Annotated in this window: 6 protein-coding genes; 2 read left to right on the forward strand and 4 right to left on the reverse strand. The window is 34.8% G+C overall.

Translation table 11 applies throughout. The features are described from left to right. Positions 1–7 precede the first annotated feature (7 nt). Positions 8–1,333: a sugar porter family MFS transporter gene (locus YQ22_RS02180; RefSeq protein ID WP_071339902.1), complete on the reverse strand. Its 1,326-nt coding sequence runs from the start codon at positions 1,331–1,333 to the stop codon at positions 8–10. A gap of 107 nt (positions 1,334–1,440) precedes the next feature. Continuing rightward, positions 1,441–2,640: a glycoside hydrolase family 88 protein gene (locus YQ22_RS02185; protein WP_058105386.1), complete on the reverse strand. Its 1,200-nt coding sequence runs from the start codon at positions 2,638–2,640 to the stop codon at positions 1,441–1,443. A 716-nt stretch (positions 2,641–3,356) separates the two neighbouring features. Between YQ22_RS02185 and YQ22_RS02190 the strand changes: the two genes are divergently transcribed. Together YQ22_RS02190 and YQ22_RS02195 are read left to right on the forward strand one after the other, a co-directional pair. Then, the gene (locus YQ22_RS02190; protein ID WP_083414178.1) at positions 3,357–6,599 is read left to right on the forward strand and encodes a SusC/RagA family TonB-linked outer membrane protein; all 3,243 of its coding nucleotides are present in this window, start codon (positions 3,357–3,359) and stop codon (positions 6,597–6,599) included. A gap of 43 nt (positions 6,600–6,642) precedes the next feature. Further along, a complete protein-coding gene (locus YQ22_RS02195) occupies positions 6,643–8,430 on the forward strand; it encodes a RagB/SusD family nutrient uptake outer membrane protein (protein WP_071339903.1) in 1,788 nt (595 codons plus the stop codon). Between the two features lie 297 nt (positions 8,431–8,727). On the opposite strand, the gene YQ22_RS02200 is transcribed toward YQ22_RS02195, so the two are convergent. After that, the gene (locus YQ22_RS02200; RefSeq protein WP_071339904.1) at positions 8,728–12,921 is read right to left on the reverse strand and encodes a hybrid sensor histidine kinase/response regulator transcription factor; all 4,194 of its coding nucleotides are present in this window, start codon (positions 12,919–12,921) and stop codon (positions 8,728–8,730) included. Positions 12,922–13,628: 707 nt separating this feature from the next. Next, a complete protein-coding gene (locus tag YQ22_RS02205; protein ID WP_071339905.1) occupies positions 13,629–15,965 on the reverse strand; it encodes an FtsX-like permease family protein in 2,337 nt (778 codons plus the stop codon). Positions 15,966–16,219 lie beyond the last annotated feature (254 nt).

The following is a 16,219-nucleotide window of genomic DNA, read 5'->3' on the forward strand; positions in this document are numbered from 1 at the left end:
CTACAATTTATTTCTTCAATAGTATTTTCTGAAGTTCCTCTAAAGTTTTTCCCTTAGTTTCCGGCATCATAAAAGCAACAAACAATAACTGTAAAACCATCATTGCTGTAAAAAATAAAAACACCGCCCCAGCCCCAATTGATGGGTGACTAAATAAATAGGGTATTAATGAGGGTATCAATGCAGCCAAAACCCAATGCGTGGCACTACCAAAAGATTGACCGGATGCCCTTAAATGATCTGGAAATATTTCAGAAATGAATACCCAAATTACCGCACCCTGCCCTACGGCATGTGCTGCTATAAAAATGAATAAGAATATGGGTACGGCCATACCTGTCCAGTTAAAGAAAAATGCCATAGCCACCAAGCTCAAAGAAACTATATAACCTACAGAACCAAAATACATAAGGGTTTTTCTCCCCAATTTATCTATCAAGAACACTCCTAAAAGCGTAAAAACAAGATTGGTTACCCCTATACCTACACTGCTTAATAAAGCTGTACTTTTTCCTAAACCCGCTTCTTCAAAAATTCTTGGTGCATAATATAAAAAGGCATTTATTCCCGAAAATTGATTGAAAAACGCAATTAAAAAGGCTAAAGTAAGCGGAAAACGATATTTTTTGATAAAAATGGTTTCTGAAGCATCTGGCTTTTCATCAGCGCCTTCGATAGCTTTTAGCTGTTCATCGACGTTAATAGTAGGATTGATTATTGTCAACACCTCTTTTGCTTCCTCTAACCTTGATTTTGATAATAACCATCTAGGACTTTTAGGCAATTTCATTGCGAACAAGATGTACAATATGGCCGGTATAGCTTCTACACCAAGCATCCATCGCCAATCATTTTCACCACTACCACTTAATAGGTAATTTGATAAAAAGGCTATTAATATTCCAAACACAATATTAAATTGGTACATAGCTACCAATTTTCCCCTTTCATTTGCCGGTGCAATTTCAGATATATACGCAGGTGCCGCAATGGTAGAAGTTCCTACACCAATACCGCCTATGAACCTAAAAAGTGCAAATATATAAGGATCGTTAGCCAATGCAGACCCAATTGCGGAAAATGCAAAAAGGACGCCAATAACAATCAAGGTCTTTTTTCTACCATACTTATTTGTTGGTTTACCACCAAAAATAGCTCCAATTACAGTACCCCAAAGTGCCATACCCATAACCACCCAACCATGAAAAGAATCTGACGATTGCCATAGTTCCTGTAATTTTTTATCCGCACCGGAAATGACCACTACATCAAAGCCAAATAAAAACCCGGCCAAGGCAGCGGTAATGGACCATAAAAGTATTTTTTTATTCATGTTCGTATATTTCTTAATTCAAAAAAGAAAGACTTTAATACAAGTATTACCTCAATAGTATTTATTCATATTGAGGTATAACCCTAGATAATCCTAGAGATCAGTTCTTATGATTTTGCCAATTGCGATGAATTTTCATCCATTTTCTGCAACCTTAGCAATGCCTCCATAAAATAATAATCAGCATAAATAATAGGAATATCTATTTCAGAATCATGAGGTAAATGACCTGTTGAATGCAATAAAAGAGCTTGATTGGTTTCACCGCTATAATAAGGCGCTTCTGATAACAGGTTAATTGTTTTTCTTGCCGCTGTTATATATTTTTTAGAAAGTTCTTCACTAGGTACATACTTTGACAATTCTAACAAACCACATGCTGCAATTGCGGCTGCGGAAGCATCTTTTGGAGCATCTGGTATATTTACATCATCAAAATCCCAATATGGAATACCATCTTGGGGCAATCTATTTAAATAGTGCTCAGATACCTTTATTGCCGTGTCTAAAAATTCTTTTCTGTGTGTTTCTCTATAAGCAACACTAAAACCATAAATACCCCATGCCTGACCTCTTGCCCACATAGATTCATCCGCATAACCCTGGTGAGTCTGCCCTTTTAAGAAATCGCCCGTAGTTTCATCAAAAGATCCTACATGATAAATAGCACTATCCTTTCTCACCAGGTTTTTCATTGTTACCAAAGCATGGCTTTCCGCTACATTATAAAGTTCTTGTTTTCCCCCATTTTTTGCTGCCCAGAACAATAGTTCTAAATTCATCATATTATCTATGATGGTATTGTGCCTAAACTGTGTTTGCGAAGGCCATGATAATATAGAACCTACATTAGGGTTATAAAGGGTAGCTAAAGTGTCTGCCGCGGCTAGCAGTACATTCTTATACTCCTCATTATTGGTCAATCTATAACCATTACCGTAACTGGTATACAACATAAAACCAATATCATGATTTTCTGCCGGGCTATATGCTATACTTTTAAGTGGAGCGGTAAATTTCTCTGCTTGTTCGCGAAGCTCTTCATCACCTGAAGCCTCGTAAGCATACCAAATTACTCCTGGCCAAAATCCGCTACACCAATCTTTAACCCCAACCAATTCCCAATTGGTCTGTTCCTTGGGTATATTTCTGGCAAACCCTTGATCTGGAGTCAACACCTTTAATGTTTCTTTTGTTTTTTCTACATTTTGAGACAATATTTTTTTAGTATCAACAACGCTATTCTTCTCTTGGTTAGAACAATTAGTCAACGTTAAGACAAAAAGTAATAGGAATAATCGATTCATATTTTTCTTAATAATGAGGCAAAAACTGCCTTAGTTTGTAAATGTTTAATTCAGTAGAATTGATTCGGAAATGGAAAATTCCACTGATAAAAATGCTGATGAATTACTGTTAAACAAGTTTATTAAGAATGTCTTTTGAAGTAGATAAACTATCATTCAATCACTATAAAATAGCGTTCAAAATGACCCATAAATCATAGAATATTTGGCTTTTTACATATAGCCCTTATGTTTTTCCATAAAAACCTTCTGCAATTCCCATAAATCAACTTTGTACTTCATAAAAGTGAATTCGCACATATTACCGTACAGTGAAGTGAAATTTGACACAAGCCTAAAACCGTACAATCAGATGCGTTAAAATCTTACATAAGATACTGTAAACCAAATAATTAGTCTGCAGTGTTAATAATTTAATATATGTACTTATATAATAGGTATAGATTATTATGCAAAAATTTTAGCTTGTACTGTTGAATCAACAACCAACAAAAAAACTGTTAAAAAAATGTGTTTCAGACAATTTGTGCCTGCCCAAAAAACGAATTTAACCCCTGTTTCAGTAAAAAGGAGTATAATTTATAACCATTGAGTAATAATTTATAACCCTTTGCTCCAATTATAATTAACATTGGCTTAACAAATATCAATATGATAATTACTGTATTGGGAAACTGATGAAACGACATTAATTAACTAATTAAATTAACAATCTTATGATTAAACTAATCAAACTTTCTAAATGGAAATTACAGACCATGATACCTTTATTGGTTGGGTTTGTAGTTTTGTGCACAAACCACGCGTTCGCGATTACAGCTAGTAATACTATGAATAGTGGTGTTGACCTGTTGAACTCAGAACAACAACTTACAATAACGGGTACTATAGTAAGTAGTGATGACGGCATGGGTCTACCTGGTGTTGCCGTTGTCGTTAAAGGCACAACAACAGGTACCGTTACCGATTTTGATGGAAATTATTCTATCAACGTACCTTCTTCAGATGCCATTCTTGTTGTTTCCTATTTAGGGTTCTTAAAGCAAGAGATTACCGTAGGTTCCAAAACTGTAATCAACGTATCTCTAGAACCGGACACTACTGCTTTAGATGAAGTAGTTGTTGTTGGTTATGGTACTGCCAAAAAAGAAACCCTAACCGGTTCTGTAGAACAGGTAAAGGCAGAGGCTTTTGAAGATTTGGCTGTTGGTAGTCCCGCTCTTGCCCTTCAAGGTAGAACTCCTGGTCTTGTTGTTACCCGTACTTCATCTAGACCTGGTGACGAAGGTGTCAACTTCTTAATTAGAGGTGCTTCATCTATTAATGGAATAGAACCTTTAATTGTTATTGACGGTATTCCTTCTATAAACTCATCATCATTTAATGATATGAACCCTAATGACATTGAAAGTATCAGTGTACTAAAAGGTGGATCTGCTTCTGTATATGGTTCTCGTGCTGCTGGTGGTGTTATATTGGTAACTACCAAAAAAGGTAAGGGCAAGATTTCTGTAGATATCAGCACGGTGTCCAGAGTAGGTACTATAGGTATACGCCCACCAACACCAACCATGTCACAGTACGGACAGTTATATGCTGCAGCGGCTCGTGAAGATATTGCATCTGGTAAGCCACCAAGATATTTCTTCTGGAACGACCTTGAAACTGTTGATAGAATCGCTTCTGGTGATGAAGGATATTATGACCTACCCATTAACGGAAATATTTGGTTAGGTAACGCCCCTAGATTTGATGAAATGTTCGGTAACTCTTATTCTAGCCAACATAACATTAGTATCTCTGGCGGTACCGAGACGAGTAACTTTCGTATTTCCGCTGGTTATGATAATAACGTAGGTGGTTTAAAAGTTGCAGATGATAGTTCTGATAGATATAACTTCTCCATGAACTATAGCGCTGATATTAGCGATAAACTTAGTGTAAACACCAATATTACATATTTCAACAACAAATTCTCTGGACCTTCAGGAGGTTTAGGAAGAGAGGCCGCTACCTGGGATGCACCACTTTTCCCAACTTATAATGCAGATGGTCAATATTACGCCAACTTTGGTGGTGACCTTATTACAGGTGACAGAAATGGTGTAGCTCAAGTAATAGATGGTGGTCGTGAAAACAAAACCGTAGAGCAGTTTAAAATATCTGCACTGGCAAAATACAAATTTACGGAACATTTAGATTTTACCGGGTCTTATGCCATTAGTAGACAAAATAGTGAATATCAATCTTACTTTGTATCCGTACCTCTTTACAGTTGGGGCGGAAAATTCTCTAACAATATAAATAACACTACCTCTATTCAAGAAGGTACCGGTCCTGACAGAAATGATGGTAACATTACTTATAAGAACTACAAGGGTACCTTAAACTACGCAAACCAATTTGGTGATCACAATATATCTGGACTTTTAGCTATTGAAGCTGAAAAAAACGATGTAAACGAATACTCCATTAAAAGAAACGGTTTTGTTGATTATGGCGTTTATGATATCAATTTAGGAGCTACAGATCAATTGGTGACCACTTCTGGTGGCGGTACATCTTGGGGTTTCTTTGGTTACATTGGCCGTATTAACTATGATTACAAAAGCAAGTACTTATTAGAGGTTCAAGGTAGACGAGATGGATCTTCTAGATTTGCCGAAGGCTCTAAATGGTCTAACTACGGTAGTGTTTCCGGTGGTTGGGTAATTAGTTCAGAAGACTTCTTAAAAGAAAGCAACTTAATTTCCTTTTTAAAGCTTAGAGGTGGTTACGGTGAATTGGGTAGTACTTCTGGTATTGGTGATTTTAGTTACTTATCTACCGTAGGTTTTGGCAATACCGTATTTGGAGAAACAAATGCCGGTCAACAGGCAACTTCTGTTGCTAGTAGCTTATTTAGTAGTAGTACTACTTGGGAGAGAATAGTTACCAAAGAAATTGGAGTTGACTTTAGACTGTTCAACAGTAAGGTTTTTGGTTCTTTTGATTTGTACCAAAAAGAAAATGTAGGTATGTTGGTTAGAGGTATTGAAACATCTGTATTAGGTACGGCAACACCATTTACCAATATTGGAACATTGGAAACCGATGGTTGGGAAGCCATGTTAGGATACCAAGGGAATATTGGCGATTTAGAATTCACAGTTAGTGCTAATATGAGTGATACCAGAAATGAGATTACCCAATACGACGGTGCTCAAACAATTTTTGAGAACTTAAACGATGCTGAAAGCGGAAGAAATATTTTAAATAGACCTATCAACTCTTTCTTCTTATGGGAAACGGATGGTTATTTTGATTCTCAAGCAGAAGTTGATGCTTATTATGCTAGCTTAAATGAAGGTGGAATTTTACCGCTACAAACATCTAATGACGCTTTAAGACCAGGAGATATGCGTGTTGTAGATTCTAACGGAGATGGTACATTAGATAACGAAGATTTAACCTATAGTGGAGATGCCGCTCCACATTATGTGTACGGATTCAATTTTGACTTAAAGTATAAGAACTTTGATCTTAGTGCCTTCTTTCAAGGAGCTCTTGAGCATAACATTTATAGAACAGGATATTTTGCGCAACCTTTTCAAGCTGAATGGCAAAATCAATCTAACACATGGTTAGGTAGAACTTGGACCGAAGATAATAGAGATGCTGAATTTCCTAGGTTGACCACTCAACGTGGATTATCTGCTTGGAACTACCGTTCTAAAGATCATATCTTACAGAATAATAGATATATGAGATTAAAGTCGCTTATCATAGGGTATACCTTCAAAGATTTAAGCATTGGAAATACACCTATTAATAACTTACGTATCTATTTTTCAGGAAACGATTTGTTCGAGTTAACTAGCGTTAAAGATGGTTACGATCCAGAGTTTCAAGCGAGCTCTAACAATAGTGCATACCCTTTTATGCGTACTTGGGCATTAGGTTTAAAAGTATCGCTCTAATACAATTATAAAAGTAGATTATACATCATAAAATCATATACAGATGAAAAAAATAAAATATATAATAATACCATGTTTAATGGTCTTCTTTACATCTTGTGAAGACGAATTCATTGACCTTGATCCACCTGCATCTATTACAGACCAGGTTTACTATACTGAAGCTGATCATTTTTTAACCGGCTCTAACCGATTCTATACAGACCTAATGACGTGGAGGTATGATCAAGGAATTTATGCTGATCACGGTTCTGATTTGGTAGGATATACCGAAGATAGTGATATGCAAATATATAGTAGAGGTGATACTAGAGCTCCTGAATCTGACGGATACTACTCTACCCCATACTCTACTATTAGAGATATCAATCTTTTATTACAAAGAGCGGAGACTTACGAAGGTGAAGAAAGTATTGTTCCTTATGTGGCTGCCTCTAAGTTTCACAGAGCGTACCAGTATTTTAATTTAGTACAGCGTTTTGGAGGTGTTCCTTTGGTTACCAGACCTTTAGATGTTGGTGATGAAGAATTAAACGCTCCTCGCAGTAGCAGATACCAAGTTGTTGCTCAAATTTTAGCGGATTTAGATGATGCTATCGCAGGTTTACCTACGGAGCAAGAAATAGCTTCTGAAGATAAAGGTAAGATCAGTAAATGGGCTGCAATGGCTTTTAAAGCAGATGTTTTATTACACGAAGCTACTTGGATGAAATACGTAGGTACTTCTACCGATGGCGATGGTACAAGTACAGGTGCCGGTAGTGAAGGTTTTAATGCTTCTAACATAGATGTTTATTTACAAGAAGTAGTTACACTTACCAAAACCGTAATGGACCAAGGTGGCTTTGAACTATGGGATTACAATGATGAGTTAGACAACTTAAGTTCTAACTTCCTTTTCAACTTAGAAGATGGTGGTTCTAACCCAGCAGGTTTAGACAAGGCTACGAATAAGGAGTTCATATTTTATAACAAATATGATTTCACCTTTAGACAGGCCGGTGACCTTTTAAGCCATGTTTATGAAGGTAGAGTTAAGCCTAGTAGAAAAATGATGGACCTTTTCTTAAGTTCAGATGGATTGCCAATTGACCAATCTCCATTATTTCAAGGTTATGAAAATACATCAGATGAATTTCAAGATAGGGACTACAGAATGAGAGCTTATTTCACATACCATAAAACCCTTGGTGAAATTCCTCAAAACGGAGATGTTCTGTTGAACGGCACCAACAATTTTGGCTATTTCAACTCTAAATTCATGAGTTGGAAATGGGGTACGGATGAAGCCTACAGAGCTACAAAAACTGAAGCTTATGACATGCCGTTTATTCGTTTAGCAGAAGTTTATTTAATGTACGCAGAAGCTTTATATGAATTGAATGGAAGCCTAACCGATGCCCAAATGGATGAATCTATCAACTTGGTCAAAGCTAGAGCTGGTTTACCACCATTAACAAATTCCTTTTTGGCTACCAATAATATGGATATTGAAACCGAAATTAGAAGAGAGCGCACTATAGAGCTTTATGCCGAAGGTGCAACGAGATTCAATGATCTTAAAAGATGGGGTATTGCCGAGGAAGAACTAGGTGAAACTATTTATGGTGCAGTTATAGAAGGTACTGTTTATGAAAACAACCCAGACCTATACACGCCAGGCGGATATGGCTTTGGAGAAGGAGTTACCGAAACAGGCGTGGGCGAAAGAAGAGCGTTGATCGTTCAACCTTCTGCTACACGCAATTTTACAAGAGATAACTACTTATTTCCTATACCTACATCGCAAACAAGTTTAAATGAAAACCTAAACCAGAATCCTGGTTACTAAGATAATTGTGTTGAGTTAGTTTAAAGGCAGTAATACGTAATGTATTGCTGCCTTTTTTTATGCAGAAACTTTCCTTTGAATAAGGTATAAAAAGTAAACATGAATCGGTTTATGGAAATGGAAAAGCATACAATTCATTTATTGATTTCCGTTATACGCTGTCAATACTTTTGAATCAATAGCACATAAACAAATTAGTTACCTGGCCAATAGGCATGCAAAAAAAAGAATGCAATTATATTATATGTACAATTGCATTCTTTTTTATTGACCTATTTCAATTTAGATGATCATACATTAATTGTCCTCTTTTACGGGCTCACCTTTATTACCCTCCATATATTCAGTTGGGGTTACATTGAATAATTCTCTAAAGGTTTTACTAAAATAAGCCGTTGAATTGAAGCCACACATATGGGTAACTTCTTTTATAGAATAGCAATTTTTCTCCAACAGTTCTGCAGCATACCTTAATCTTATTGTCCTTATAAAATGACTAGGATTATTACCAGTTAAGGTATTTATCTTTCTATAAAATTGAGACCTACCAATACCGAGTTCCTTTAATATATCATCTTGCTTAAAATCCTCATCATCAACATTATCCAATACTACCTTTGTTGCCTTATCTAAGAACACCTCATCCATATTATTGGTAGTAACCTCACTTGATGGGAAAATACCGCCAATTTCAGAAAAGCGTTTTCTAAGTCTCTTTTTCGCTTCAATTAGGTTTCTAATTCTTGATTTTAGCACACTGGTAACAAATGGTTTGGATAAGTAAGCATCAGCACCATTATCATAACCACTAACCCTGTCTACTTCTAAACTTCTAGCCGTAAGCAGTATGACAGGTATATGACAAGTTTCGAACTCGGTCTTCATCAACCTGCACATTTCAAATCCATCCATTTTTGGCATCATAACATCACTAATGACCAAATCTGGGTAACGTTTTTTAACCATTTCTAAGCCCTCTTCCCCATTCTTTGCCTGCAGAACCTTGTATTTGTCTTGCAAATCATTCTTTAAGTGTTGACGAAGTTCTTTGTTATCCTCAACCAATAAAATAGTTGGTTTTTCAATTTCACTTTCCGTATTAGGATTTGGCAGAATTAGATTTTCATCATCCGCGATATACATTTCATATTCTACAGATTTCATGGAATTGATCAAGAATTCGTTCTTTACATTCTCAACTTCAACCGGGGTAGACTTATTATCCAAAGGTAATCTCACCAAAAATTTACTACCTACACCATATTCACTTTCCACAAAAATTTCTCCACCATGTTTTTCCACCAGAGCCTGCGTAAAATTCAGCCCTATTCCCGTACCGGACTTAGTTACATCTATATGGTAAAATCTTGAAAAGATGTTTTTAATTTGCTCTTTATCTAAGCCTATTCCCGAATCTGTTACGGTTATTTCAACAAAATCCCCTGTCATTTCCTTTTTAAGAAATAATAGTTTGGACGAGCTTTTTTTCTGGGATCCCTTTTTTATTGAAAAGGTGATTTCGCCACCTGCATTGGTAAATTTTATGGCATTTGAAATAAGGTTGGTTATAATTTTTTCAACCTTATCCAAATCGAACAATAAGTCGATACTGTCAGACTCTGAAATAAATCTATATTCAATTTCCTTTTTATTGGCAAGACCTATAAACAGTGAAAATATGTCTTCACTAAATTTAACAATGTTTCCTTTTTCGAGCTGAAGGGGTGCCATACCGACATCCATTTTTCTATAATCCAATAACTGATTCACTAAATGCAATAATCTACGTGCACTGCGCTGTATTGAAATAGCTGAAGACTTCACCTCTTCCGGATTATAGGAATAATTGGATAATATTTTATCGACCGGATTCATTATTAAGGTCAACGGTGTTCTAAATTCATGGGAAACATTGACAAAGAATTGAAGTTTCAACTGATCCAGTTCATGTTCTTGTGCTTCTTGTACTTTTTGTGTGTAATATCTCATTATCAAATAAAACAGTAACACACCAAACAATGAATATAGAAGATAAGCCCACCAGGTTTTCCATGGTGGCGAAAGAACTTCAAAATTTACGATGGTTGCCTTAGCTTGCTCCCAATTGCCATCTAGAGATGCTTTTACCTCAAAGCCATATTTTCCCGGACTTAGGTTGGCATAGCTCACCTCCCTTTTTGTGCCAATGGTTTCAAAATCGTTATCAAGACCTTGCAACTTATAGGCATATTGTACCCTTTCCGGGTTTTCAAAATGAAGTGCCAAAAAATCGAACGCAACATAATTTTCATCATAGTTCAATTTTAAATTTTCCAACTCTTCTACCCTATCTTCTAATAAAATTCTTTCATTGACCGTATCACCAACAACTACTGGCATATTGTTCAATGTAAACTGGGTAATCTTAGGTTTTAATGGTGATGAGGGTTTTAATGTAATATCATCTGGGTGAAAAATATTAAATCCGTTTATGCCTCCTATTATAATTCTACCGTCACTGGTTTTCTCAATAGATTTACTTTGATATTCTGGTCCTTGCAACCCATCATGAATATTAAAGTTCTTTAATTGATCTGTTTCCGTATTTAAAAATGAGAGTCCGCTTTTTGTTGTAATCCAAAAATTGTGATTATCATCTTCTTGTACACCAACCACCAAATTATTGGGCAAACCTTCTTTTGAGGTATATGATTTAAGAACATTAAAATCTGAATCTAATTTATAAATACCCGTATCTGCACCCAACCAAATATTTCCTAAATGATCCTCAGAAATATGATTGATAAGGTTGTCTTCAATACCCGGTTTTTTAATCTCATTAAAGGTCAATGTTTCAGGTATTCTTTCTTTGAACTGGTTTAAATCAATATAGTTTAACCCTAATGAAGTGCCAACAAATAACCTATTTCTAGAATCGACGAATAAATAAAATATAAAGTTACTGGCAAGTCCATTTTCCTTACCGGCTACATTTTTAAAGTTATGGAACTTATTGGTTACAGGATCAAAGAGACTTAAACCTTCTGTTCTTAACCCAAGCCATATTCTATTATCATTATCTTCTACCCCTGACCAAACGGAATTTTGACCTATGGTATTGGGGTTAGATTCATTGTGCAAGTAACGTTGAACATTATAACTTTCTGGATCAAATCTATTTACCCCCCCATCTAAAGTACATACCCAGATTTGCCCATTCTTAGACTCAAAAGTGTACAAAATTCTATTAGAACTTATACTGTTACGATTATTGGGGTCATGTGGAAAATGCTGAAAGGTATTGTTTTCTTGATTTAATAGATTTAAACCACCATTATAGGCGCTTATCCATAGGCGCTCCTTAGAATCTTGGAGAACAGATTGAACAATTTTTTCGTTTAGTCCCTTTGGGTTTCCAGGTTGATAGTAATAATGACCAAAAGCGTATTGCGAAGGATCCAATTTACTTATCCCTTTATCATAGCTACCTATCCAATAAATACCATTAAAATCTTCATAAATTTTTGACGGTTTATTATTAGGTAATGAAAATGAATCGGAAAAGTTATTGACTAAATTCTGAATTACTTTTTCTTCGGTCTTATTTAAAATGAACAAGCCATAACCATCTGTTGATGCCCAGATATTACCATCTTTATCTAAATGCATATCACGAATAGCAATATCCGTTTCATCAGTAAATGATATATGGGAAAAGGTATTCTTGGACCTATTCCAATGAATAATGTTAGAGAGGTTATTTCCTATCCAAAAATCATTATCAGCATCAACAAATATATTCTTAGGTATATGGTTTAATTCGTAGTTAGAAGTGTTCTCAATGAATACACGATCAAAATTATCTTGCTCAGGATTATATCTATTTAAATATTCGCCATTGGTTCCTAACCAAATTTCATTGTTTTGATCTTTAAGAATTACATTAACAATATTATTATCCAACGAATTTAAGTTAGAATCATCATTTAGATAATAGTAAAATTTTAATTCAGATACATCTGCATTAAACTCTTCCAGTAATATTTTTATGACACCATTATTGGTAGCTACCCACAAGGCATTCTTTTCTTCATCAAAGAGTAAAGCATTTATAAATTTACGTGGATTGTTAGATAAGGAAAGTTGCTTGTACAGATCTACCCTAAGAAAACTATTCGTTTTTTTATTAAAGTAATTTAAACCGTTGTTAGTACCTATCCATAAATTACCGTCTGCTCCTTCTACAATGGCATTAATTCTATTATTACTAATTGAATTTTGATCATTTAATATTGACTTGTACACTTCAAACTCATACCCATTATACTTATTAAGGCCGTCAATAGTACCAAACCACATAAAACCTTCTGAGTCTTGAAAAATAGTTAAGCAAGTACTGCTCGATAAACCATCAACGGTATCTAAGTTTTCAAACTTAAAGTTGTTGAATTGAGCATTAGTTACATAGCTAAGTAAGCCACAAAAAATTAATAAAAGTATCTTCCTTTTCATTATAATCCGATTAAAATATCATCCTTTAAAACTTTATAGCTTATCCTATAGCAATAAAGAATATGTAATAATCAAAATAGCAAAATTTTAGCTAATTATTGCCGAATTATCAATTAAAATAAGAGTTTATTGGCGTTTAACAAATTATGGAGAAAATAGTATTTTTTTAATTGTGATAGATTACAATTGAAGGTTCTAGATGTAATTATATCTAAAAGGCAATACCGCCTTTTGAACGTATAAAAACAAAAAAAGCCACTGATTTCTCAGTGGCTTCTTGTCGGGGTGGCAGGATTACAACCTTACCCCGGAATCAATTAAATATCAATAAGTTATAATTTTATAAACTTAACTGTTGACCGATTTGTTGACGATAATTTAAATGTACTTAAAGTAAGATGACTTACTTTCTGATTTTATAAATATAAAATTAAAACAATTCTCTGAGCAATAGATTTGGATTACTTTTCATTTATAAAAAGCAAGTCCTGAAAAACCTTCGTTTAACAGGACCATTAAAAATTACGATTTTAACGGTTGGCATAAAAGCAGTAGCGAAAGATATTTTAACTTTTTAACTCGCAAGCTACCAAATAGAAGTAGAAACTATTTATTTAAACAACAGAACATTATTGCTTTTATAACCTGCCGTACGTTGGATTTTATGCTAGTTTACTATTCATAATCTTTCTTTTAATATAAGGATGCTATTCATCTCTTAAACTTTTCAAGGGTTTTGCAGTAGCAGCTTTTAAAGATTCGAAACCGACAGTAAGCAGGGATATGCCTATTATTAATACAGCAGTTAGACCATATACCCACCATGGCATATGTATTCTATATTCATACTCTTCAAGCCATTTGATCATGAAGTAAGAAGAAATTGGGGTTCCAATTGCGACTCCAACGAGAATCAATTTTAAAAAATCTCGTGTTATAAGTGAGGTAATGGTAAAAACAGAGGCTCCTAATACTTTTCTAATACCAATTTCTTTGGTTTTTTGTTCTGCTGTAAATAGGACCAGACCAAACAAGCCCAAGCAAGAAATTAGTATGGCCAAAACAGAGAAGTATGTTGATAACTTGTAAAACATAGATTCGCTTTTATATAGTTTGTCATATTCCTGATCTATAAACCGATACTCAAAAGGGAAAGCTGGATTTAAATTGCTATGAAGAGCTTCTAAAGCCGCTAACGTTTGTTTTTCATTACCCTTACTATATTTAACGAAGGCTATATTAAATTCTGAATACCCTTCACTTCTAATAATCATTGGGAAGATCGATTCTTTCAAAGATCCAAAGTGAAAATCTTTAACCACACCTACAATGGTTCCCGGATTTCCCCAAAACGATAGGGGTTGACCTATCGGATTTTCCATCTTCATTATGTTCATGGCCGTCTCATTAATAAGATATTCAATGTTCTCCGGGTTATTATGAATAAGTTCTCTTCCCATGAGCAATTCAACGCCATAGGTGCCAACAAAGTCTGTACTTGCCACCATTCCTGTAAATAACGACCGATCATCAGAGCTCTTGCTGTTCCAGATAACTTCCGGTGACGTACCATAGTCTCCTAGCGGAATATGAGATGTTTTTGTAACCGACTGAACTCCAGAAATTTGTAAAGCACCACTTTTAAAGGCATCAAAATTATTTTGCAGGTCTTTTGAAAGCGTGATTGCCAATAAATTTCCTCTATCGAAACCGATATTCCTATCTTGGACAAAATCAATTTGTTTTGAAATAATTAGCATACTACTTATAAAGACAACCGAAATGGTAAACTGAAACACGACCAAACCTTTTCTAATCCATTTGGTGCTGGAGCTGGTTTCAATTATTTTCTTAAAAAGATCAGTAGAGCTAAAGGAAGAAAGCAAAAATGCAGGGTAACTTCCAGATAGAAATCCTGTTAAAAGTGTAAATAAGAAAACCATTGCCCAAGTGGATACAGGTAGATTTAGCAGGTCAATGTTTTTTTCAGTGATGTCGTTAAACACCGGTAGCGCAATTGCAATAAAGATTAAGGCAAAAAATAGACTTATAAAAGAAAGAAGCATGGCTTCTCCTAAGAATTGCAAAATTAAACTGCTTTTGCTTGCCCCTAAAACCTTTCTAGTCCCAATTTCTTTAGCTCTTTTCATATAGCCGGCAGAAGCTAAATTCATAAAATTAATGCTTGCAATTAGTATGATCAAGAAAGCTATTATCCCAAACATTCTTACATATATAATTTTCCCTTCCCCCTTTTCAATGTCTGCAAACAGATAACTGTCTGCGTAAGATTGAAATCGAATTTCTAAATCTAATTCATAGTCTTTTAAGAATGGTTTTAGTTTTTGTTCTAACTGAGCAACATTGGTTCCTTCCGCCAATTGAACAAAGGTATAGGTGCCAAGATTTTTCCATTCATGCATCCACTCATTTTCAGCAAACAGAGGCTCAAAGGGCAAATAATAATCACTTTTCTCGGTTGAATCTTCACTGCTTAATTCATAGACCATAGCTATTTCCAACTCTTTTGAATTTTCGTAGGTGAGTGTTTTACCAATGGCACCTTTTGAGTTTCCAAAGAACAATTCGGCCATTTCTTTTGAAACAGCGATATGGTTTGGAGCGGTTAACGCATTCGAAGCATTTCCTTCTAAAATCTCAAATGAAAACATTTCAAAATAGTCTTCACTTACAAACTTTCCATTTTGCTTTAAAACCGTGTGCCCATTTGAGAAGGTACTATTTCTGCTATCGTTAGTCATAGCCGTGATTTTCTCTACCTCCGGAATTTTTGACTTTAACTCTTTATACAGAAGTGATGAAGTGCCATAACCCAATGCCGTACCATCAGGTGATACAAGATATATAGAATGGAGTTGATCTATGTTTTCATGATACCTATTAATGCTATTTTCACTTGATATCCATAAATAGATAAGTAAAAAGCAAAATAATCCTGAAGTTAAACCTAAAATATTAAGCAAGAATAAAACCCTATTAGCCTTAATATTTCGCCATGCTATAGTAATATAGTTTTTAATCATAATATGATTCTCTAAATTTTTAACTTATATTTTCTCAGTTACTTTTAAATAGCCAAACAAAAAATTTAGATGACAAAATTTTTATAAGTCCAGTTTTATGAAAGACAAGGAATTTCAACAAATGTTACATTCAAGAACGAAGTTTTTTTTAGAAGAGTAACGATAAACGACTATGGTAAAAGTGACAAAACTCTTTATAAAAGGTGGATTTTGAAAAGAGTCCTGCTTTTTTGAATTATTTTACAGGGAGTTCA

Source organism: Maribacter sp. 1_2014MBL_MicDiv (assembly GCF_001865655.1).
In the GTDB taxonomy this organism is placed as follows: Bacteria; Bacteroidota; Bacteroidia; order Flavobacteriales; family Flavobacteriaceae; genus Maribacter; species Maribacter dokdonensis.

What these genes read in the sequence shown, in the direction of transcription:
- YQ22_RS02185 (WP_058105386.1), bottom strand. Translation starts at nt 2,640, where the DNA reads ATGAATCGATTATTCCTATTACTTTTTGTCTTAACGTTGACTAATTGT.
- YQ22_RS02200 (WP_071339904.1), bottom strand. Translation starts at nt 12,921, where the DNA reads ATGAAAAGGAAGATACTTTTATTAATTTTTTGTGGCTTACTTAGCTAT.
- YQ22_RS02190 (WP_083414178.1), top strand. Translation starts at nt 3,357, where the DNA reads ATGATTAAACTAATCAAACTTTCTAAATGGAAATTACAGACCATGATA.
- YQ22_RS02180 (WP_071339902.1), bottom strand. Translation starts at nt 1,333, where the DNA reads ATGAATAAAAAAATACTTTTATGGTCCATTACCGCTGCCTTGGCCGGG.
- YQ22_RS02205 (WP_071339905.1), bottom strand. Translation starts at nt 15,965, where the DNA reads ATGATTAAAAACTATATTACTATAGCATGGCGAAATATTAAGGCTAAT.
- YQ22_RS02195 (WP_071339903.1), top strand. Translation starts at nt 6,643, where the DNA reads ATGAAAAAAATAAAATATATAATAATACCATGTTTAATGGTCTTCTTT.